Source organism: Pseudoalteromonas sp. NC201 (assembly GCF_002850255.1).
Taxonomy (GTDB): Bacteria; Pseudomonadota; Gammaproteobacteria; order Enterobacterales; family Alteromonadaceae; genus Pseudoalteromonas.
Window position 1 is genome coordinate 3,080,264 of sequence record NZ_CP022522.1, and the last position, 22,986, is coordinate 3,103,249.

Annotated in this window: 19 protein-coding genes; 4 read left to right on the plus strand and 15 right to left on the minus strand. The window is 44.2% G+C overall.

Features of this window, described 5'->3' with window-relative positions; genetic code table 11:
• The first annotated feature begins 34 nt into the window (after positions 1–34).
• Positions 35–1,897: a 1-deoxy-D-xylulose-5-phosphate synthase gene (gene dxs, locus PNC201_RS13400; RefSeq protein ID WP_102057344.1), complete on the plus strand. Its 1,863-nt coding sequence runs from the start codon at positions 35–37 to the stop codon at positions 1,895–1,897.
• A 54-nt stretch (positions 1,898–1,951) separates the two neighbouring features.
• Here dxs and PNC201_RS13405 read toward each other — a convergent pair whose 3' ends face one another.
• The 14 genes from PNC201_RS13405 to PNC201_RS13470 form a co-directional block, all read right to left on the minus strand.
• Positions 1,952–5,032 carry a ligand-binding sensor domain-containing diguanylate cyclase gene (locus tag PNC201_RS13405; RefSeq protein ID WP_010606136.1) on the minus strand — a complete coding sequence of 1,027 codons (3,081 nt, stop codon included), beginning with the start codon at positions 5,030–5,032 and terminating at the stop codon, positions 1,952–1,954.
• Between the two features lie 24 nt (positions 5,033–5,056).
• Positions 5,057–5,539, minus strand: a complete 483-nt coding sequence (locus PNC201_RS13410) for a phosphatidylglycerophosphatase A family protein (RefSeq protein ID WP_010606135.1) — start codon at positions 5,537–5,539, stop codon at positions 5,057–5,059.
• A gap of 8 nt (positions 5,540–5,547) precedes the next feature.
• Complete coding sequence (gene thiL, locus PNC201_RS13415) at positions 5,548–6,510, minus strand: thiamine-phosphate kinase (RefSeq protein WP_102057345.1); 963 nt, start codon at positions 6,508–6,510, stop codon at positions 5,548–5,550.
• 43 nt (positions 6,511–6,553) lie between these two features.
• Positions 6,554–6,964, minus strand: coding sequence for a transcription antitermination factor NusB (gene nusB, locus PNC201_RS13420; protein WP_010372094.1), 411 nt, complete (start codon positions 6,962–6,964; stop codon positions 6,554–6,556).
• Positions 6,965–6,975: 11 nt separating this feature from the next.
• Positions 6,976–7,440, minus strand: a complete 465-nt coding sequence (gene ribH, locus PNC201_RS13425; protein WP_010372096.1) for a 6,7-dimethyl-8-ribityllumazine synthase — start codon at positions 7,438–7,440, stop codon at positions 6,976–6,978.
• A gap of 116 nt (positions 7,441–7,556) precedes the next feature.
• Positions 7,557–8,669 (minus strand): bifunctional 3,4-dihydroxy-2-butanone-4-phosphate synthase/GTP cyclohydrolase II, encoded by a 1,113-nt coding sequence (ribBA, locus tag PNC201_RS13430; RefSeq protein WP_102057346.1) that lies wholly within the window; start codon positions 8,667–8,669, stop codon positions 7,557–7,559.
• 28 nt (positions 8,670–8,697) lie between these two features.
• The gene (locus tag PNC201_RS13435; RefSeq protein ID WP_010372102.1) at positions 8,698–9,354 is read right to left on the minus strand and encodes a riboflavin synthase; all 657 of its coding nucleotides are present in this window, start codon (positions 9,352–9,354) and stop codon (positions 8,698–8,700) included.
• A gap of 1 nt (position 9,355) precedes the next feature.
• Positions 9,356–10,468, minus strand: a complete 1,113-nt coding sequence (gene ribD, locus PNC201_RS13440) for a bifunctional diaminohydroxyphosphoribosylaminopyrimidine deaminase/5-amino-6-(5-phosphoribosylamino)uracil reductase RibD (protein WP_102057347.1) — start codon at positions 10,466–10,468, stop codon at positions 9,356–9,358.
• On the minus strand, positions 10,465–10,914 hold the full coding sequence (gene nrdR / locus PNC201_RS13445; protein WP_010372109.1) for a transcriptional regulator NrdR: 450 nt from the start codon (positions 10,912–10,914) through the stop codon (positions 10,465–10,467). Before nrdR ends, ribD begins: the two co-directional genes overlap by 4 nt.
• A gap of 85 nt (positions 10,915–10,999) precedes the next feature.
• Positions 11,000–12,256 (minus strand): serine hydroxymethyltransferase, encoded by a 1,257-nt coding sequence (glyA, locus tag PNC201_RS13450; RefSeq protein ID WP_102057348.1) that lies wholly within the window; start codon positions 12,254–12,256, stop codon positions 11,000–11,002.
• 257 nt (positions 12,257–12,513) lie between these two features.
• Entirely contained in the window at positions 12,514–13,797 is a 1,284-nt protein-coding gene (gene thrC / locus PNC201_RS13455; RefSeq protein ID WP_102057349.1) for a threonine synthase, read from the minus strand.
• Positions 13,797–14,735 carry a homoserine kinase gene (thrB, locus tag PNC201_RS13460; RefSeq protein ID WP_010606129.1) on the minus strand — a complete coding sequence of 313 codons (939 nt, stop codon included), beginning with the start codon at positions 14,733–14,735 and terminating at the stop codon, positions 13,797–13,799. Before thrB ends, thrC begins: the two co-directional genes overlap by 1 nt.
• 5 nt (positions 14,736–14,740) lie before the next feature.
• A complete protein-coding gene (thrA, locus tag PNC201_RS13465; RefSeq protein ID WP_102057350.1) occupies positions 14,741–17,155 on the minus strand; it encodes a bifunctional aspartate kinase/homoserine dehydrogenase I in 2,415 nt (804 codons plus the stop codon).
• Between the two features lie 240 nt (positions 17,156–17,395).
• On the minus strand, positions 17,396–17,761 hold the full coding sequence (locus tag PNC201_RS13470; protein ID WP_102057351.1) for a response regulator: 366 nt from the start codon (positions 17,759–17,761) through the stop codon (positions 17,396–17,398).
• A 198-nt stretch (positions 17,762–17,959) separates the two neighbouring features.
• Between PNC201_RS13470 and PNC201_RS13475 the strand changes: the two genes are divergently transcribed.
• The 3 genes from PNC201_RS13475 (at position 17,960) to PNC201_RS13485 (ending at position 22,033) form a co-directional block, all read left to right on the plus strand.
• Positions 17,960–19,720, plus strand: a complete 1,761-nt coding sequence (locus tag PNC201_RS13475) for a sensor histidine kinase (protein ID WP_010606127.1) — start codon at positions 17,960–17,962, stop codon at positions 19,718–19,720.
• Between the two features lie 157 nt (positions 19,721–19,877).
• Positions 19,878–20,792: a recombination-associated protein RdgC gene (gene rdgC / locus PNC201_RS13480; protein WP_010606126.1), complete on the plus strand. Its 915-nt coding sequence runs from the start codon at positions 19,878–19,880 to the stop codon at positions 20,790–20,792.
• Positions 20,793–21,139: 347 nt separating this feature from the next.
• Positions 21,140–22,033, plus strand: a complete 894-nt coding sequence (locus PNC201_RS13485; protein ID WP_102057352.1) for an EamA family transporter — start codon at positions 21,140–21,142, stop codon at positions 22,031–22,033.
• 76 nt (positions 22,034–22,109) lie between these two features.
• Here the strand turns inward: PNC201_RS13485 and PNC201_RS13490 are convergent, their stop codons facing one another.
• Positions 22,110–22,949 carry an HDOD domain-containing protein gene (locus PNC201_RS13490; RefSeq protein ID WP_010606124.1) on the minus strand — a complete coding sequence of 280 codons (840 nt, stop codon included), beginning with the start codon at positions 22,947–22,949 and terminating at the stop codon, positions 22,110–22,112.
• Positions 22,950–22,986: the final 37 nt, after the last annotated feature.

Sequence of the window (22,986 nt, forward strand, 5' to 3'; positions counted from 1 at the left end):
GCGCTGAGATTCACTTAGGACTCTGATAAATACCATGAAACTTGATAGTAGCAAGTATCCCTTACTCGCGTTAATTGACGAGCCAAGTCAACTCCGTCAATTACCCCAGCACAAGTTAACCGCCTTTAGTGATGAGCTTCGCGAGTATTTGCTGAACTCAGTCTCTCAAAGCAGCGGTCACTTTGCATCTGGTTTAGGCACTGTAGAGCTTACTGTAGCTTTACACTATGTGTATAACACACCAAGCGATAGGCTCGTTTGGGATGTAGGTCATCAAGCCTATCCGCACAAACTACTTACAGGTAGAAGAGATAGGATGCATACGATCCGCCAGAAAGATGGCCTGCATCCTTTCCCTTATAGAGAAGAAAGCGAATACGATACGTTTAGTGTTGGCCACTCAAGCACTTCTATATCAGCGGCACTTGGTATGGCTATCGCGGCTGAAAAAGAAGGGATTGGACGTAAGACCGTCGCCGTTATTGGTGATGGTGCAATGACCGCGGGCATGGCGTTTGAAGCCATGAATCACGCAGGCGACATCAATCCAGATATGTTAGTGATCCTAAACGACAACGAAATGTCTATCTCTGAAAACGTTGGCGCACTCACCAATCATTTCGCGAAGATCCTCTCTGGTAGCTTTTACACCAATATTCGAGAAGGCAGCAAAAAACTGCTGTCTGGTGTGCCGCCGGTTAAAGAGCTTGCAGGCCGTATGGAAGAGCATTTAAAGGGGATGATAATCCCTGGTACTTTCTTTGAAGAGCTAGGCTTTAACTATATTGGCCCAATTGACGGACATAACGTAGATACTTTGGTAGATACGCTGCGTAATATGCGTAACCTAAAAGGCCCTCAACTATTACACGTTAAAACCCAAAAAGGGAAAGGTTATAAACCTGCAGAAGCAGATCCTATTGGTTATCATGCCGTGCCTAAGTTCGATCCAAGCGTCCATAGCTTACCCAAATCAAAACCTAGTGCACCAACCTTTTCAAAGGTGTTTGGAGATTGGCTTTGCGATATGGCTGCACAAGATAATAAGCTCATGGCAATCACACCAGCAATGCGTGAAGGCTCGGGCATGGTACGCTTTTCTAAAGAGTACCCTGCTCAATATTTTGATGTTGCCATTGCTGAGCAACATGCTGTGACACTGGCAGCGGGTTTTGCTTGTGAAGACCTCAACCCAGTGGTTGCAATCTATTCTAGCTTCTTACAACGCGCATACGACCAACTCATTCATGATGTCGCACTACAAAATCTGCCAGTGTTGTTCGCTATTGACCGTGCCGGTGTCGTTGGTGCGGATGGTGAGACGCACCAAGGCGCATACGACTTAAGTTTCTTGCGCTGTATCCCGAATATGGTGATCATGGCACCAAGCGACCTTAATGAGTGCCGCCAAATGCTCTACACAGGTCATCGCCTAGATAGGCCAGCAGCAGTGAGATACCCCAGAGGTAGTGCGGGAAGCGCCGAGATTGATACGGAAATGACCGCAATAGAAGTTGGTAAGGGCAAGGTAGTAAGAGAAGGTGAAAAGCTGGCTATTTTAAGCTTTGGTACATTGCTTGAAAACGCTCAAGCCGTAGCCGAAGAGCTAAATGCCACACTTGTAGATATGCGTTTTGTCAAACCCTTAGACTGCGCCCTTATCGAAGAGTTGGTTGTAACTCACGAGCGCTTCGTCACACTTGAAGATAATGCTATTGCCGGTGGCGCAGGCTCCGCAGTAAGCGAGTATTTAATTGCTCAAGGCCATCAAAAACCAATTAAACTTCTTGGTCTACCTGACGAGTTTATTAAGCATGGTTCACAAACTGAGATCCATGCCGAGCTGGGCTTAAACAGCGAAGGCATCAGTCAACAAATTAAGGCTTGGCTTGCGTGAGTCTGCATTCAACCTAAAAAAGGCTTCCATTTGGAAGCCTTTTTGCTATGAGTTTTACCTCATCCATACACTGATTTCAGCAAGCCCGTTACTTTGTAATAACTGTAATTGAGACTCTATATTCGCACTTTGTTCAAACTCAAAAGCATCTAACTGATCATCAAAAGTAATTGTTGCAGCACCATCCCCACCGCGTTGTTTAACTTGATGCAGCGCAATATCAGCCAAATTCACTGATGATTCCCAACCAATCACTTTGCCACCGAGTAGTGGTAGAGGGTAATAAGACCACCCCATAGAAACTGTCAGCTTAGTGGTTTTTCCATTAGGAAGTCGATAGTCCGTCTCAGCAATGGCTTTACATAAATCACTAACATACTCTTCAATGTCATCTCGACTGAAATCACGCAATAACAATAAGAATTCATCCCCACTCCATCTAACAACATAGTCTGAACCTTGAGTACGGGTATTTAAAAGTGTCGCTAACTGTTGTAAGCAACTGTCGCCACCAATAGGACCATAAGAATCGTTAATCTTACTAAAGTCATCGATATTCATGATCATGAGCACTAGGCTCTTATTTTGGGCTTGTAGTGATTGAGCATTGCGCTGGTAGTGCTCAACATCTTTAGGAAGTTGATCAAACAAAAAGCGACGACTTCGCAAGCCTGTCAGCTCATCGGAATGACTAACCAGCTTAAGTTGTGTATTAACTTGATTTAGCTTTTCATTTGCCTTTCTAAGCTCCGTTGTACGCTCTGCAACTAACGCCTCTAATGCGGCCTGCTTTCTTCTTTCTTGTGCTCTAAACACCCAAAAAATCAGATAGAACATAAAGATAAATGCACAAGTAATAAACAATCTAAAGTAAATCGTTTCGTCGAAGCGCCGAGGTAGTACAATTGATAAGCTTAGCACTTTAGCCTTTTCCCAATCTTGTCCTTGACGCTTAGCTTCTAACACAAAGGTAAAGTTGCCTGGAGGCAAATTGGTGTAAATGGCTTCACGCCGTGATTGTGCATCCCGCCATTGTGTATCATGGCCATTTAGTTTGTATCTAAACTCAATGCTATGAGGCGCATAAAAATCAATGGCTGTATAATTGATAGTTAAATCGCGTTCCGATGTTTCAAGCTGGATCACTTGATTTAATGATTCTGTACTAAATACTCTATCGTGGGTAGACAATGACTCTAGCCTTGGCAATAAATCCCCACCGCCAAAAAGCTGGACATTTTTAGGGATCTCAACAACGCCTTGTAAGCTGGGGTAAAAAATAGCTGACTCAGTTTCAACCACGGCATCATGCCCAAGGCCTGAACAACATTGGCTTGGTCTGCCATCAAGCTGCCTATCGAATGGGCTTATTACTTGTTCAACTTGCAAACTCTCTATAACGTGACCAAATTGCGCAACGGGCATGCGATATACCCCTTTCATTGTGCTCACCCAGATGAGCTGATTGCTCTTGTCATAATGCAAAGAAAATATCGATCCGTAAGGCAATCCATTTGAAGCATCAAGCTGATACCAATCACCATCTGAGGTACGATAGAATAATCCGTCATTGAGTGAACCCACCAAAGTCGTTACGGTATCTAAGTGTAATATGCTGGTGATATAAGCTGTATCTAACGAAGTTTGCGAGCCTATTTTTTCGATGCCTTTATCATTGTAGCGATACGCACCTTTGTTAGTACCGATAAAACCATATCTCGGAAAATCCTCAACAAAAGTAACAAATTGACTACCAAGAAAAGCGTTGTAGGCAAATGGCGTTATCCCCTTGTAATCAAGACGATACAAACCTCTCCCTGTACCAAACCACATTCCCCCTCGGTTTGAAGGGCTTAATGAAAAGACTGGATTCTGTCTGAGCTCTCGCTCAGTTAATTTTTGTAGTGTGCCATTTTCGTAGATAAGTGCACCACGGTCTGTCCCAAGAATGAGTTTTTCGCCAATAAACTCCAAGTCGTGTATCACGGAACGATTTAACTGCGCACTAGTTAGCACGGGTTGATAACTATCATTCAATCCCATAATGCCAAGCCCCTCACGACTAGCGACCCATAACTGACCAGAGGGCCCCTGTGTGATGGCTGAAATTGCTTGGTTTACTCTAGGACCAATATGATGCCGCTCCACTTTTCCTGAGTGGGCCAGCCACAAGCCTTCATTTAAACTGGCAAGCCAGATATTATTATCTTTGTCCATAAAGATATCTGCAAACCAGATACTTTGATCCAACTGAATTGGCTCGACAGCTTGCCAAACACCGTTATTCTGTCGATATAACAGCCGACCATAAGTAGAGACCCATAGCCCGCCTTCCTTATCATTTAGAAACTTATATACGGCATTGTTACCCGCATCTTGATAACGGCGTAGTACTTCGTCAATATCTAGAAAATACGCACCCAACTCTGATGCTAAGAACAACTTACCATCGACCCAAGCTAAGTCATGTATAATGGTTTGCGCTAACTGCTCAGGTAGTGAAACCTTACTCGCCAGCTCAAGCCTAACGCCATCACCGTTGCGATTGCTTGATTCACTGATTTTAAGTAGGTGACGTTCATTCACTAGCCAAATACCATCAGGCACCAACGCCATTTTAGTCACGGAACCTACAATTTGATTGATTTGGGTAACATCTAACGTACTTTGTTCGATGTTATTGGCGGCTAACGTCAGCTTTTTCGCAGAAACATAATACAGACCATTCGCAGCAATCCAGATCCCGCCATCTTCATCTTGCAAGATATCTCGTACAGGCCCCTGCAGATCGAAACGCCGAGCTTCTAAGGTTTGGGGATTGAGTCTTAACAATCCTCGACGCGTGCCAACCCAGAGCATGCCAAATCGATCCACCACCAATTTATTAATGGCATTGCTATTTAAGAATTCGGTATTTTGGGTGTTGAAGTTTTGGAATTGATGACCATCAAACCGACTTAAGCCAAACTGAGTTCCGAGCCAAATGTAGCCTTGATTGTCTTGAACGACACTCTTAACGCTTTGTGACGGTAACCCACTTTGGATATTCCACTGTTTAACTACGTAATCATCTATCGCCGCAAAACTCGTAATTGGTAGCAGCAAAGTGAAAATGAAAAACAATAGCCTTGTCATCTCGATTCCATCACATCAGCACAGTTAGACTAAAATGCCAGTTTTAAACAAAGCTTGCACGCAAATCAATGAAAAAATGCCAGCTAATACATCATCTAGCATAATCCCCGAGCCACCATGCAAACGTTTATCGAGCCATCTTATCGGACCCGGTTTCAAAATATCGAAAAAGCGGAACAAAATAAAGCCAACGATTAATGACTGCCAGCTAAGCGCCGCCCCTATCATGGTAATATAAAAACCTGCCACTTCATCCCAGACAATGGCTGGGTGGTCATGAACATTAACATCGTCTGCTGTTTTACCACACACCCAGATCCCAAATAACGTCATGACAATCGCAACCAGACATTGCAGCCAAATTGGTGCGCCTTGGGTTGCAAAAATAAACGGTAATGCGGCGAAGGTGCCAAAAGTACCAGGTGCTTTTTTCGCTAAACCAAGACCAAACCCGAGTGCAAAGAATTGATGCGGCTTCTTTAAATTAAATACATACTGCTTAGCCAAACCAACTCCTAGCTAAAATGCTCAAAACCAAACCCTGTGAGCTGGTAAGGTTGACCTTTTTTGAGCAATTGAATTTCGCCATTATTAGCCGTAATTTGGCCAATACAAACTGGCTCAACACCATATTGCTTCAATCTGGTTTCCACGGCATTTTTGTTATTATCATTGACCGTGAAGAGTAACTCGTAGTCATCGCCAAAACCGAGCGCGAGCCGCATGCGTGCATCTTCATCAAGGCTTGAGCGCAGCGCATCAGACTGAGGAACTTTATCGGCGTTTATCTTAGCGCCAACTAACGAGCTACGTAAAATATGCTTAAGATCCGCGAGTAGACCGTCTGAGATATCAATTGCAGAGGTAGCAAGACCCCTAAGAACTTGGCCCGCAGCAACCCTTGGTGCTGGGTAGTTAAACTTTTCAAGCGCCGCTTTGTAATGTTTTGGCTCAAGTGTCCAGCCCTGTTTTCGCGCTTCAATAGCAAGCCCTGCGTCACCAAGTGGACCTGTTACATAAATCCAATCACCCACCCGCGCTCCTGAGCGCTTGAGTGCTTTACCAGTTGGTACAATACCTTTTGCACATACAGTGATAGTCAATGGACCTTGCGTTGTATCGCCACCTATTACTTGTACGTTATAGTACTCAGCAATTTCATGCATGCCCTCAGTGAAGGCTTCTAACCACTCCAAGTCAGCCTTAGGTAGCGTTAAACCAAGTGACACCCAAGTAGGTTCTGCACCCATAGCAGCTAAGTCGCTAAGATTCACAGCGATAACCCGATGGCCTAGTGCTCGAGGTGGAATATCTTCAAAAAAGTGCACACCCGCAACTAGCGTATCCGTAGTTACCGCAAGTTGATTGCCAGCAGGAACTGAAACCAAGGCGCAGTCATCACCGATCCCAAGCTCTACATCTCGGCGAGTAATGCCACGGCCTTTAAAGTAGTGATTGATTAGCTCAAATTCTTTCATACACAAAAAAGCCGGCCAAGGCCGGCTATTCCTATAGTAAAGCTTATTTGCGAATAAACTTAACCGCTTTGTCTAGTACACCGTTAACGAATTTGTGGCTCTCTTCAGCGCCAAACATTTTCGCTAACTCAATACCTTCGTTGATAGCCACTTTGTATGGCACATCTTCACGGAATTTAAGCTCATAAGCACTAACACGTAACACGGCAAGCTCAACCATATCCAATTCTTCAAGTGGACGAGCTAAATGCGGACGAATTGCTTCGTCTAGCTGCTTTTGGTTAACAACAACACCACGCGCTAAGTCTTTGAAGTATTCTACATCGACTTTCGTTACGTCGTTTTCGATCAGCATTTGCTGTTCGATATCGGCAATTGGGTTACCACTTAGCTGCCAAGAATAAATAGCTTGTAAAGCAAGTACACGTGCTTTGCGTCTAGCTGCTGGTTTCACTGAGATTCCTCTTAAATTTGCTCTAGCACGTTCACCATTTCTAGAGCTCCAAGGGCGGCTTCTCCCCCTTTGTTGCCCATTTTAGTGCCCGCGCGCTCGATAGCTTGCTCAATGCTTTCAGTAGTAAGTACACCAAAAGCGACAGGGATATCATAATCTAATGAAACGCTAGCTAAGCCTTTGTTAGACTCGTTAGCAACTAAATCGAAGTGTGGTGTACCACCACGAATAATCACACCTAGCGCAATAATCGCGTCGTGCTCTTTTTTCATCGCAACGCGTTTTGCTGCTAGTGGTAGTTCAACCGCTCCGGGTACATATACAACCGTGATGTCTTCATCGCTAACACCACCGGTACGTTTTAATTCATCTACAGCGCCTTCAAGTAAGCTGCTACCGATAAAATCGTTAAAACGTGAAATGACAATGGCAAATTTTTTGCCAGGAGCGTATTTATTACCTTCGATTACTTTCATTAGATGTTCCTAATCTGTATGAGCAATTGCCAAATTGAGGCGCATGATAGCACAGTAATGTGGCAATCGCCTACTATCTGAATATAGGCGATTGCGATCAATTTGGCATTTTGGAATTATTTTGGTTCGACGTATTCAACCACTTCTAAGTGGAAACCAGACAGTGCATGATATTTTTTAGGTAGACTCATTAGGCGCATTTTCTGAATGCCTAAATCAGCCAAAATTTGCGACCCCACACCTACGGTACGCGAAGTACCTTGGAATTTACGGTAGTTCACCTGTTCACCCGCATCTTCCGCAGCAAATGCCTTAACCAGCGCTTCCATCTCTTCGCTGCGTTCTTGCTTACCAAGAATGACTAATACGCCTTCGTTGTCGGCGATGTGCTTCATGGCACTTTCCAGTGTCCAGCTTCTATCCGCGCTGCGATCTGAATGGAGGATATCGTTAAACGTGCTTTGCAGATGCACACGTACTAAATTGGCTTCTTCCGATTTGATCTCGCCTTTTACCATCGCATAGTGAAGTTGATTATCAATGGTGTCTTTGTACGTCACTAGGTTAAACTCACCAAACTCAGTAGGCAGTTTACACTCTGCTACTTTTTCGATAGTGGTTTCGTTTAAGTTACGATACTCAATTAAATCAGCAATGGTGCCGATTTTAATATCGTGTTCTTTTGCGAATACTTCTAGTTGTGGGCGACGTGCCATAGTGCCGTCTGGATTTAGAATTTCAACAATCACAGATGCAGGTTCCAACCCCGCCAAACGTGCTAAATCACATCCCGCTTCAGTATGACCTGCACGCGTTAAAACGCCGCCTGGTTGCGCCATAATTGGGAAGATATGACCAGGTTGCACAATATCTTCAGGCACTGCACCTTTGGCAACTGCAGCTTGCACTGTACGAGCACGATCTGCCGCTGAAATCCCCGTCGTTACGCCTTTCGCAGCTTCAATAGACAAAGTAAAGTTGGTAGAGAACTGAGCGCCATTGGTTTTCACCATTAGTGGCAAGTTCAGCTGCTCACAGCGCTCCTGTGTCATGGTCAAACAGATTAACCCGCGACCATATGTTGCCATGAAATTAATTGCATCTGGTGTAATGTGCTCTGCTGCAATGATCAGATCACCTTCATTTTCTCGGTCTTCATCGTCCATCAAAATAACCATTTTACCGGCTTTAATGTCCGCGATGATTTCCTCAGCACTATTTAAACTCATAGTTTTCCCATTTTTACTTTGTCTGTGGCTACTTTATAAAGCCAGCTTTCGCCAATAGACTGGTTGTGAGAGTGGACTCGCTGGCAGCGCTTGGCTCACCCTGAATTAGTCTTTCGAGGTAGCGGGCGATTTGGTCAACCTCTAGGTTTAGTTTTGACCCGACTTGAAAACCTGCAATCGTCGTTTCTTGCGCCGTGTGTGGCACTATGGTCAATTTAAAGCGGTTTTGTTCCACGGCATTGACCGTCAAACTGATACCATCAATGGCAACCGAACCTTTATACGGAATATACTTCATTAGCGATGACGGCGCGGCTAACCAATAGTCAGTCGCTCTGGCATTAGCGGTTATCTCAACCACTTCAGCAATACCATCCACATGGCCTGACACCAAATGACCGCCTAGGCGTGAAATCGGCTGCAGTGCCTTTTCAAGATTTACCTTTTGGCCTTGTTGGTACTCGGCAAAACGCGTCAAACTTAAGGTTTCGTTAGAAACATCGGCTTTGAAGCCATCATGAAACTTCTCAGTTACGGTCAGGCAAACCCCGTTCGTGGCAATACTATCACCCAAGTTTACATCGCTCATATCAAGAGATGTCGTGGTCACACGAACAATTAAATCGCCGCCCTTGAGCTGCAATTGAGTTAATGTTCCTGTTGCTTCGATAATACCTGTAAACATTTTACTTCTCTTTAGTCGCGATAAGTTTGAGATCAGGCCCCACTTGGCAAACGTCGCCAAACACTAACTCAGGTATTTGCGACATGGCACTCAGTGGTGTGGTGTTAAACAGCCCTTTTCCAGCGCCAATTATTTTCGGTGCCAAATAGATGATATATTCATCGATTAGCCCTTGTTCATGCATTACCCCCGCAAGGGTGGCACCGGCCTCTAGCCAAACATAATTACAGTGCTTTTCAGCCAACTTGTTGAGCACGGCTTTTAGGTCGAGCTTACCGTTGATTTCAGGCACGACAATTTGCTCTACGAAATGAGGCCATTGCACTGAATTATCAATAGTACGGCGGAAAATAATCACTGGAGATGCAATTGTAAATAGCGCAAGATCTGGTGTCAGACGATTTTGTGAGTCAATAATCGCACGTATCGGCTGGCGTAGCTCAGATTGAGGATAATCGGTGTCTTGCAAAAACTCCTCACGAACATTGAGTCTGGCGTTGTCTACCATAACCGTATCGGCTCCGGTCAAGACCACGCAACTTTGCGCGCGGTGACGCTGTACGTCTAAGCGTGCTGCAGCTGAGGTTATCCACTTGCTCTGGCCATTGTTTAATGCGGTTTTCCCATCAACAGAAGCGGCAAGCTTACAAGTCACGAACGGCAACCCATACTCCATTCGCTTCAAGAATCCGGTATTCAGTGCCCTTGCTTGTGGCTCTAACAAACCAAAAGCCGTTGCAATTCCCGCGGCCTCTAACATTGCCAATCCGCGCCCTGCAACTTGTGGGTTGGGATCAACCATGGCTGCGACCACTCTGCTGACGCCTGCGTCAATCAGACCTTTAGCACACGGCGGCGTTCTGCCATAGTGACTACATGGCTCAAGCGTTACATAGGCAGTTGCACCAGCGGCTTTAGCTCCAGCTTGCTTAAGCGCATGCACTTCAGCATGGCCTTCACCTGCTTTTAAGTGCGCGCCTTCGCCGACGATTTCACCGTCTTTTACGATCACACAGCCGACGTTTGGATTAGGTGTTGTGGTGTATTTACCGCGCTTTGCAAGCGTGATGGCACGGCTCATGAAATCATGGTCTTGCGATGTGAACTGGCTCAATCCCCCAACCTCGCAATTTCTTCACCAAACTCACGAATATCTTCGAAAGAGCGATATACCGAAGCAAATCGCACATAAGCCACTTTATCGAGCTTTTTGAGGGCTTCCATAATACATTCGCCAATCATGTCGCTTGGTACTTCGCGTTCACCAGTACCACGAATTTGAGATTTAATTTGGTGTACTACTTCTTCAATTTGTTCAGTGCTGACGGGACGCTTTTCCAGCGCTCGGTGCATGCCATTGAGTAACTTATCTTCATTGAAAGGCTCTCTGGTACCATCTTGCTTTATCACGCGCGGCATTAAGAGCTCTGCGCCCTCGAAGGTAGTAAAGCGTTCGTGGCATAAAATACACTCACGACGGCGACGGACTTGGTGGCCGGAAGCAACCAAACGTGAATCTATCACTTTGGTATCTTTGGCTGTACAAAATGGACAATGCATAGACGCTCTCGTTGACTCAAAAACAAAAAAGGCCGCTTGAATGCGGCCTTAATCATAACAAAAAACTGCTTTTTTGTGAGCGAAATTATGCGTAAACAGGTAATTTAGCGCAAATTGCTTTTACTTTTTCTTTCACTTGTGCCTGTACAGACTCATCATTGATGTTGTCTAGTACGTCACAGATCCAGCCAGCAAGCTCTTTCGACTCAGCTTCTTTGAAGCCACGACGAGTGATTGCAGGAGAACCGATACGCAGACCAGAAGTAACGAACGGTGAACGTGGATCGTTTGGTACAGAGTTTTTGTTTACTGTGATGTTTGCACGGCCAAGCGCAGCATCTGCATCTTTACCTGTGATGTCTTTATCAATCAGGTCAAGTAGGAACAGGTGGTTTTCAGTTTTGCCAGAAACCACTTTGTAACCACGCTCCTGAAGTACCGCAACCATAGCTTGTGCATTTTTAACCACTTGCTCTTGGTATGACTTGAACTCTGGCTGTAGTGCTTCTTTGAACGCAACCGCTTTTGCAGCGATAACGTGACATAGAGGACCACCTTGGCCACCAGGGAATACGGCAGAGTTTAGCTTTTTGTAGATTTCTTCATCATCACAAGCAGAGATGATAAGACCACCACGAGGACCCGCTAGCGTTTTGTGCGTTGTTGTTGTTACAACGTGTGCATGAGGCACAGGGCTTGGATAAATACCAGCGGCAACTAAACCTGCAACATGCGCCATATCAACAAGTAGGTAAGCACCTACTTTGTCAGCGATTTCACGGAACTTAGCCCAATCAACGATACCTGAGTACGCTGAGAAACCACCGATGATCATTTTTGGTTTGTGCTCAAGTGCTAACGCTTCAACTTGTGCGTAATCGATCTCACCAGTCTCTTCATTTAGGCCGTATTGAATTGCGTTGTACGTTTTACCAGAAAAGTTTACGTGTGAACCGTGCGTTAAGTGACCACCGTGAGCAAGGCTCATACCAAGTACAGTGTCATGTGGCTGAAGTAGCGCTTGGAATACCGCTGAGTTTGCTTGTGAACCAGCGTGAGGCTGAACGTTTGCATAAGTAGAACCAAATAGCTCGTTTGCACGATCAATGGCTAGTTGCTCAACCACGTCAACGTGCTCACAACCGCCATAGTAACGCTTACCAGGGTAACCTTCAGCATACTTGTTTGTTAGCTGAGAACCCTGCGCTTCAAGTACACGTGGGCTACAGTAGTTCTCAGAAGCGATAAGCTCGATGTGCTCTTCTTGACGTGAAGTTTCTGCTTCAATCGCTGCAAATAGTTCTGGGTCAAAATCTGCAATATTCATGTTACGTTCTAACATGGTTTCTCCTAGGTAAACGTAAGGGTATTTTTAAAGACAATCTAGCATCACAAGATAACCAGTTTGCCTATGAAATCAGCATGGACATATTTAAGCAGGGATTGAATTTATTTCACACCCCTATCGCGATGATATTTTTTTATTTAAACATTAATATTTTAAATAAGACAACCTAAGTTGTATTTGAAAAGCTAATATAGTCTTAAAATTGACCTTATCTGAGTGGGCGTTCTACCCACTCAGATAGGCACTCTGATTTAGTTGAGTTTTGCTAACATTGCTGCCTTCAAAGCATCATAATCTGCACTAAGCGGCTCTGCCAAACATGGTTTTTGCAATGCATCGGCCAACGGTTTCGGCATATCAAGCTGCTGATTTAAAACACCTTCTACAGATTCCTTAAACTTCGCAGGATGCGCAGTGGCAAGGAAAATTCCGGTTTCATCCGCTTGAGAGTCCAGTGCTAATCCCTCGTAGGCTATCGCAGTGTGCGGCTCAGCCAAGTAACCTTTATCATGTAATTCTTGCATTACTGTCTGAGTTCGCGCTTCCGTCACCGAACGTGAATAAAAGTCATGTTTGTTAAAATCCCCTCTTTCTAGCATGATTTCAACACGAGGCCAGTTATTAGGTTTACTCACGTCCATCGCATTAGAGAGTGACTCCAAAGTGTCGTTTGGTTGCCACTCACCCGAGGCTATGTAACGGGGCACAGTATCATTTTGGTTTGTCGTGGCACTTAACTTGGCAATAGGTAATCCAATCGCTGCCGCAATCATTGCTGCACAGACATTACCGAAGTTACCACTTGGCACTGAAACATGCACTTTATCACGCTGAGATTTAGGTAATTGTGCTAGCGCTTCAAAGTAATAACACACTTGCGCCACTAAACGGCTGATGTTGATGGAGTTTGCCGAATTAAGACCAAGCTTTTGCTTTACTTCGTCATCAAGGAATGCTGACTTTACCATCGCTTGGCAGTCATCAAAGCTGCCATCTACAGCATAACAATGAATGTTTTTCCCAAGTGTTGTAAACAGCTTTTGTTGGGCAAGCGAAATTTTGCCATGAGGATAAAGGATCACAACATCGACATTTTCCTTTTCGTAAAATGCATGGGCAACGGCGGCGCCCGTGTCACCACTTGTTGCGGTGAGGATAGTCACGCGCTCACCTTGATTAAACATACTAATGCATTCCGCCATAAAGCGGCCGCCAAAGTCTTTAAACGCCAATGTTGGCCCATGAAAAAGCTCTAAACAATGCTGATTTTTAGCAACTTCGACTAATTTAGCAGGGAAATTAAAGGCGCGCTTTACCATCGCATCGAGGGTATCTTGTGGTAGTTCATCACCAATAAGGTGATGTAATACCTTGGCACTACGCTCTGCAAAAGGTAATTCAAGTAGTGCATCAACATCTGCAATACGCTCAAATGTAGGAGGAAAAAAAACTCCTTGGTTACGACCTAAACCAATTTTTACCGCTTCAACAAATGAAACAACCTGCTGCTCGTCTTTTAAATTCACTAATTTCATTACTTTTGATCCTTTAATTCTCTTGTGCCAAGCGCATCTAATCGGCAAATATGGCTAAAACCCGCTTCGTTAATGTAATTTTGTTGCAACCATTGCTGCACTGCATTTGCCTGTTGCTCAGACTTACAAATAGCAAATAGTGTGGGCCCTGCCCCTGAAATACTCACCAGCTCGGCACCTAGGGCTGGTAGCGCGTCTTTTGCTTCGTTAAAGCCAGCAATGAGTGGCGCTCTCGCTTCCTCGGCAATGCTGTCTTTCATCATCGACAGTGCTTTGTCAAATTGACCTGACTGCATCAATAAACAAAAGCCCGACAGTCGCTGGGCAAACTCCACCGTATCATGCAAAGAAAACTGCTGTGGTAGTGCTTGCCTTGCTTTCGCTGTATTCAAGGCAAAGCCAGGATATGCAATAACATAAAACCAGCTTTCATCATGCGCAACGCTGATTGCTTTACTTGGAATGCAGTCTGCTGTCAGTTGTAGCCCACCAAGGTAGCAGGGCGTGATGTTGTCGTAGTGACGACCACCACTGACCTTAGCTTCAAAGTCGGCCATTAATTCAATAAGCGCCTCTTGGCTTAATTGCGTATTGGCAAAATCATTGAGTGCAGCAAAAGCGGCAACCACAGAGCAAGCGCTAGAGCCTAGACCTGAACCAACAGGAAGGCCTTTATACAAGGTCATGGCAACCGCCGGCATGTTGGGTGCCACATGCTGTTTGAAGTGCTGTAAACACTGAAACGCTAAATTGTCTTTAGGATCAGCGGAGAGCTTTTCAGCATATGGACCAATACAGTTGAACGTATCACGCTCTGCGGCTTCAACGCTGACCTGATCACCCAGTAAACTGCCATCAATAGGCTGGAGTGCGGCGCCAAGGGCATCAAAGCCAACACAAAAATTACCCATTGACGCTGGTGCATAAAATGTTTTCATAGCTCCTACCTCGACAGCGTTTTTAGGATATCAGCAAATACGCCTGCAGAGGTTACCTCTGCGCCCGCGCCATAACCTCTGATCACAAAAGGCTTTGGTTGATAATATTGGCTCAAAATAGCCAGTGCGTTTTCACCGTCACGAATATCGTACAAAGCGTGCTCTTTATCTACCGCTTCAATGCCAACGCGGCATTTACCGTCAACAATTGAACCGACATAGCGTAGCACTTGGCCTTGTGCTTTGGCCGCCGCAATACGCGCTGCGAAAGCATCATCTAATTGCGGTAATTGCGCCATAAATTCATCAACACTGGCACCCTCAGCAAACCCTTCAGGTAATACTGATTCAACTTCAATATCACTGAGTTCCAACGGCAGTCCCGATTCACGGGCAATGATAAGCAGCTTACGTGCGACATCCGTACCAGATAAGTCATCGCGCGGATCTGGCTCTGTAAAACCGCTTTGTTTGGCTTTCTCTGTCGCTTCCGATAGCGATAAACCATCCGACAATACGCCAAAAATATACGATAGCGAGCCAGACAAAATACCACTGAATGAAAGCAATTCATCTCCTGCGCCAAACAGCAATTTAAGGTTGTCTAATACAGGGAGTCCGGCGCCAACGTTGGTTTCATATAGAAAGTGACGGCGCTTAGCTAGTGCAGCCTGCTGCAGTGACTGATAATACTCATAGCTGCCAGTATTGGCTTTTTTATTAGCCGCAACGACATGAAAGCCCGCGTTAAGAAAGTCTAAATAGCCATCGGCAACGAATTGAGCCGCACTACAATCGACAATCACAGGGTTAATTAAATGATTTTGTCTAACAAACTGGCTAACCTGTTGTAAATCAAAGCCCGACTCCGCTTTCTCAAGCGCCAATTCCCAGTTATCAAACGGTACGCCTTCTGGGTCTAAGTAACACTTACTTGAGTTTGCAATGCCATAGAGGTTCAAACGGATATTGCGTTTTTCAAGCCATGCTTGCTGCTTATGAAACTGCTTCATTAATTCTTGACCCACTAGACCGCAGCCAATCAAGAAAACATCAATGGATGGCACGTGCGTGAAGAAGTTTTCGTGACACACTTTTACTGCATCTTGGCAAAGTTCACCGTCAACCACCGCCGAAATAGAACTCTCCGTTGAGTCCTGCGCGATGGCAACAATATTCACCTGAGCCTGTGCAAGTGACGCAAAGAATTTGGCCGCAAGACCTTTGTGCGCTTTCATGTTGTCGCCAACCAAAGTAACGATAGCAAGGTTACGTTGCACTTCAATTGGGTCGATTAATCCTGCTTGCGTTTCAAGCTCAAATGCCTGTTCAAGCGCAACCAGCGCAAGTGTTAAGTCTTGCTCATGGACACAGAAACTGATGCTGAATTCACAAGAAGATTGCGTAATAAGTACAATGGATACGTTATCTGCTGCCAGTGCAGAAAAGACCCGAGCAGCCATGCCAACCTTGCCTTTCATCCCAGGTCCTGCAACGGTCAACATGGCCAGTTTATCAAGACTCGAAAGCGCTTTTACTGGAGCCTCGCCACCGCCTTGAGCACAAATCAGTGAACCCGGCACTTCTGGGTCATGCGTATTTTTAATTTCACAAGGCACATCTGCTTTGGCGCAAGGTAAAATGGTTTTTGGGTGCAGCACTTTGGCGCCAAAATAAGATAGCTCCATGGCTTCTTTATAAGATAGCACGTCGACCTTAGTCGCTTTCTTTATCAGACGAGGATCTGCACTGTAGACGCCATCAACGTCAGTCCAGATTTGACAGATTTCAGCTTCAAGACACGCAGCTGCGACAGCTGCAGAGTAGTCAGAACCGTTGCGACCAAGCGTTGTCAGCTCGCCCGCTTCATTGCTTCCCGTAAATCCTGCCATGATATAAAAACGCGACGCTTGGGCACGCACTAACTCTGCAAAACATACTTTACTTAGCTTAAGGTCAACTTCAGCATCGAGATACCCGCCCTGCGTTTTTACACAAGCGTCAGCACTAAGCGCGACTGAATCTGATTGCAGCATGGTGTCCATCAGCGCAACGCTAATGCGTTCGCCAAAACTAATGACATAGGCTCTTGCTTGATCTGGACAATGTCCCAGTAACTTGGCCCCATCTAATTTATTCTTAAGTAATTCAAAGTCAGGCCAGCCTACAACACCACCGTACACCGCTTGTACTTCATCGTATAAGCTTTGGCTGCGGGAAGTAAATGACTGCCACTGGGAGTCAAACGCTTCTCCTCGTCCAGCCAAATCAGCAAGCTCAACGAGCTGATCTGTCATGCCACCGGGAGCCGACAGCACGATAAGCGCTTGTTGTTGGCCATGGTCTTTAACTAGCTCGCTGACTCTTTGTAAACAGGCAAAATCTTTGAGGGAAGACCCTCCAAACTTTAGTACTCGCATCATTTTTCCTCATTCCAAAAACAAAAAAGGCCTGTGTTCTTAGTGAACACAGGCCTTTTTCAAACTCGCACTGACCTATGCCACTATCCCGTTAGGATGGTGGTTGTAATAATGGTCGTAGTGATAATATTCGTTTTCATAATTTTAGAGTGCCTGAAGTTTAGCCGCGCTGTCAATACGAAAGAGCAAAATAGATTATGCAAATTTTTAATAGTGACATTTGTAATTTGCATAGATAAGTTATCGGATACCAAACTGGTGCAGTAATCCTAATAACTGCTCTGCTTTAACCGGTTTTTCTAAAAACCCTAACGCCCCCAAATTTGCTACTCTTTCTTTCATCTTGGTCTGAACATCTGCCGAAATAACCACCACGAAACATTCAATTCGGTGTGCTTTTATTGCCTCTAACACAGCAATCCCATCAAGTATTGGCATGGTTAAATCCAAGCACAATAAATCTATTTGCTGGGTTTTCAGTAAATCAATCGCCTGCTGGCCATTCTGTGCTTGGTGCAAGGTCAGGTCTAATTTGCTTTGTAAGTTTTTAATGACTTGTTTACGGGCGACAGCCGAATCATCGCAAACTAAGACGGAATAACTCATAAAGTGGTCAGTCTTGTACTATCGTTAATAAAACGGTCACTGGATATCGCTATCTTATAACACATTAAACTTTCCTAGGTAAGGCGCTAAAAAGCATAATTAATGAAGATAATTATTTATTTTTAACCATTTATTGGCTAACTTTAAAAACAGATTATACAAAGGCGATGAACTTACCGTAGGAGCTCAGCTTAATTCATGCTGCAAAAAAGCCTCTCAAAAAAATTGCTCACCAATGTGCTGTCGGTTTACTTCCTTCTAACCTTTGTCGTCACATGTGGTCAAATCGTTGCCGAATACGTCAATACTAAAGACTATATTCGCAATGAACTTACTATGCTGCAAAAAACCTTTAGCCGCAGTTTGACCCGTGCCATATGGGAACTCAATACGAAGCAGACCGTTACTACGGCTGAGGGGCTACTTGCGATCCCCATGATCGAAGGAATTATTGTACGAGATGACAGCGGCGAAATTATTTCACAGCTTGGCCGCTCACTAGATATTCACGAGCTGTATAGCCAACAGCTTGTTCAAGAAGAAGCAATAATCGAAGATACGCCATCCGGTTTGTTTGGTTATACGTTTCCATTGATTTTTGAATTCTCGGGACGCGCAACACAAGTCGGCGACGTAACATTATTTTCTAGCCGAGAGGTGGTCTTTAGTCGCATCATGATCTCTATCTACTTTTTGATAGGTAATGCGATGATCAAGACAACATTCTTGATTATTCTATTTTTAATTGCCTTCAGAAAGCTACTTACCGAACCATTAAGCGATCTCACCGAACAAATTGAAGACTTTGAGGTCGACAACGTTGATGGCCATAAAATAGATATCGGCGCAAAAGAGCGTAATGAACTAAAGATCATGGAAGAGGCATTCAATAAGCTAATTGATAAGGTCTCTGAATATCGTAAAAAGCTCGATCAAACTCAAAAAGAGCTTTTGATCAGCAATGAAAAACTTGATCAACATAACATTCAGCTGGAACAAGAAGTCGCACGTAAGACCTCAAACCTGAGCCAAGCGATGATGGATCTTCAGCAACAAAAATATGAATTAGAAAAGCAGAAGTTAACGCTCACAGAAGAGATTGATTTAAGAAAACAAACAGAAGAAGAACTATTAACGAAACAAAAAGAACTTGAGAAATACGTAGATGAGCTGAACATGGCACAAGAGCGCTTAGTCGGCTCTGAAAAAATGGCGGCACTTGGTGGTCTCGTTGCCGGTATTACGCACGATATTAATACCCCCGTTGGTATTGGCGTGACTGCGACGTCGTTCTTACAGGAGCGTTTAGATCAGCTTGAGGCGGCTTACAACGGAAAAACCTTATCACCAAAAGCGTTAGAAGAATTCATTAGCGAAGCAAAGCAAAGTGCTAGCCTACTTACAACCAATTTAGACCGCGCATCTGAGCTTGTCGCAAGCTTTAAACAAATTGCAGTCGATCAGGCCAGTGAGGCGGTTCGTACCATTAACCTGAAGCAATACCTTGGTGAAGTGATCCGCTCATTACATCCAAAATTGAAGAAAACTCATCATCAAGTGAATATTGAGTGCCCTGAAGACATGACGCTAAATTTACCAGCTGGGGCAATTAGCCAAATATTCACTAATCTGATCATGAACTCTTTGATCCACGGTTTTGAAAATCAAGACCAAGGACAAATAGATATTAAGATTAAAGAAGACAATGGTATGGTAAATATCGTCTACAAAGACAACGGCAAGGGCGTAAGTAAAGCCCAACTAGACCGGTTGTTTGACCCCTTCTTTACGACCAAACGCGATCAAGGTGGCAGTGGGCTCGGTACCCATATTACCTTAAACCTCGTAAAACAAACCTTGAATGGGGATATCGAAGTAAATAGTGAAGAAGGCAAAGGCCTCACCTACTACATCAGTTTCCCAAAAGACTTACAAAAACCAATGGCGATGTTTAGCTAACCAAGTTTAGAGCACAACAACCATCCAATACGCCATACTGCAAAGTGGCGTATTGGCGCAAGATATCTCCCCCACCACCAAACATCATCTAGTGGAATACAAGCTGTGACCTTTTTGCTATGATGACCGCAATTTTATTCCAGACGGGCATATTTCTATGTGGTTCAGTAACTTAATCTGCTACAAATTCAAACAAGATGTAACTTACGCACAAGAAGATTTCGAAAAAGCACTCGAGCAGGATATTTTTCGTCCTTGTGGTAGCCAAGACATGACCACTTTTGGCTGGACAAAAGCCTTCGGTAAACATGGTCAGATGCTTTCACATTTTTCTCAAGACAGTATCTTAGTTTGTGCTAAGCGTGAAGAAAAGGTGCTTCCTGCAGCCGTAGTCAATGAAATGGTCGCCGAAAAAATTGAGCAAATAGAGCAACAAGAAAATCGTCCAGTAAAGAAAAAAGAAAAAGACGATATCAAGGAAAATATCCTAGCCACTTTATTGCCTCAAGCGTTTAAAAAATCGAGCCTACAATTTGCTTTTATCGACCAAAAATCAGGTTGGGTGATTGTAAATAGTGCCAGCTTCAATAAAGCGGAAGAACTACTTGCACTACTGCGTAAGTCTCTGGGCACGCTTCCTGTTGTACCTGCGTTTGCAAACTATGATTTAGACTTACAGCTAACACACTGGCTCACCGAGTTTAGTGCACCTGAAGGCTTTGCAATAGGCACCGACGCTGAGTTGCAAGAGCCAGACGACAACGGCGCTCAAGTCAAGTTAAAACAACATGACCTTTCATCAGACGAAATCAAAACGCACCTAGAAAACGGTAAACGTGTGACTAAACTCGCGTTAGATTGGCGTGAGCGCGTGAAATTCGTTTTACAAAACGATGGTACATTAAAACGTTTAAGCTATGCAGAAGCACTTAAAGACCAAAATGCAGATATCCCAAAAGAAGATCTAGCCGTTAAACTTGATGCTGACTTTATTTTGGTATCGGAAGAAATCAAAGAGTTGTTAGAAGATCTAACCAAAGGTCTTGGTGACGACGAAGGCCTAGAGTCTTAATTTTACCATCTATAGTCTGTTGAGCTTTGGGTACGAAAAATTGATAGCGGATATGGCTATCAATTTTTCTTTATCCAGCTCAATACGCTATCTTCACAAGGTCACTTTGCGCCAATAGCAAGCAGATTGCACGCACTCAAGTACGAGCGTATAGTTACTGACTCGCGAGTTTATTTGCACTAACCAACGTATTTGTCGCGCTTTATTTACTCTTCAATGGCATGATAGCAATTCGGCTTTGGCAGTAACGCTTTGCTAACCTGAATTTCAGGCATCGAAGACAATTTACGCCAGTAGTCCGATACCCGAAAACGGTAACTCGTACAATTAAACGGAGTTTGACTCGCGTGAATGTAAAAAGCATTTCATTGGCTTTAATAGTAGTGATAATTTGGGGGCTTAACTTTTCGGTCATTAAATTTGGCCTAGCAGAGTTACCTCCTATTTTATTCTCAGGCTTGCGTTTTTTGGTAGTCGCGATCCCAGCAGTATTCTTCATTCCTTTTCCTAACACGTCGGTATGGAACGTACTCGGGGTTGGGCTATTTTTAGGTGTGCTTAAGTTTAGCTTGCTGTTTATTGCGATGGAATCAAATGCATCAGCCGGCATTGCTTCTTTGCTGCTACAAGCCCAAGTCATTTTCACGATTTTGCTAAGTGTTTTGTTGTTAAAGGAAACCATGGATCGCTTTCAAGTGGTAGGGATTAGCATTGCAACGTTTGGCTTTAGTTTGTTTTTTATCAACTCCTCTGGGTCAACGACAATGTTGGGCGCGGTACTCATTCTATTCGCGGCATTATTTTGGTCGTTTTCAAACCTCATTATGAAGCGCCTGCAAGACGTGAATTTACTCCATTTTATTGTTTGGGTAAGCCTAGTGCCGCCGTTGCCACTTTTTACACTGTCTTATTTTATTGAAACTGACGCCCCATTGACCTTACTACTAAACACTACAACACAGTCTTGGTTATCCATTGCCTATGTGGGTTATATCTCGACACTGATTGCATTCGCAATATGGGGGTGGCTACTTAAAAATCACAAGGCCGCAGCAGTGACGCCTTTTGCTTTATTAATCCCTATTGTCGGCATTGTAGGTTCAGCCTTATTACTTAATGAGCGATTGATGCTAATTGAAGCCATCGGGGGTGGTTTTATTTTATGTGGCTTAACGATTTCAGTTACAGCTGCTCGGATAAGTAAAATATTTAGAAAGCCCCAGACCGAGGCTATCCCCTAAACGGTAAAGACCTCAACAGAGGTCTTTATATTCACGGCAAACGAAGGCGCTGAAACTGCGCATTAAGTTACAAGGATTAGGCAAACATTGTTTTAACGTCTTCGAGTACATGCAAATAAGTGTCATCAGCAAACATATTCACCTCTCTTATTACCCCCTTTTCTTCATATTGCTTTAGCGCTGCAGACTTATCCGACACCTGCAAAATACCTTCTACAATCGCACCAACACGAATAAAGTCGACATAACAAACATGTTCAGGTCGATAATTAGGATTTGCCCAGCTTTCTGCAACTTCAACAAACTCATCGGTGAATTCCCACTCTCGCATTATTGCCCCCCCAATTTTGCCGCCTAATTTCTGGATTGCATGAGCCAAAAAGCTTGGATTGGCAAACACTTCAGGGTGACGTTCGGCCTCCGTCAAAATCGGTAAAACACCGATATTAAACACCAAAGAAGCCAGCGTGATTGTATCTTTGTTAAGCGACGTGTGCTTATTGACGCGAAGATAAAAATCCATCGTTGTTATCGCTTGGCAAGCAACTTTTAGCGTTTTCTGCCAAGCTTTGTCCATGTAAGTTTTAATAAGCTTGTTATTAGAAACAAATAGCTGCTCCATCGCCATTGCAGTCGCTATATTCTTGATTTGTCTGAGACCGATACGAGTTACTGCTTGGTTTAAGGTGTTTACCTTCACCGAACGGCCCATAAATGCGCTGTTGGCAACTTTGATCATACGTGCTGCAAGGGCTGGGTCGTGAGAAATAACATCTGCCATCTGCATCAAGTTAATTTCAGGGTCATCTGCCGCTTGCCTAACCCGCACTGCAATTTCAGGTAATGTCGGCAATACCAAGGTATCGTTATTAATTCTGTCAGTTAGAATCGTGAGCAAAGCATTTTCTGTAGACATGAAACCAAATCCCTTAATAACTGAATAAAAGACCCGA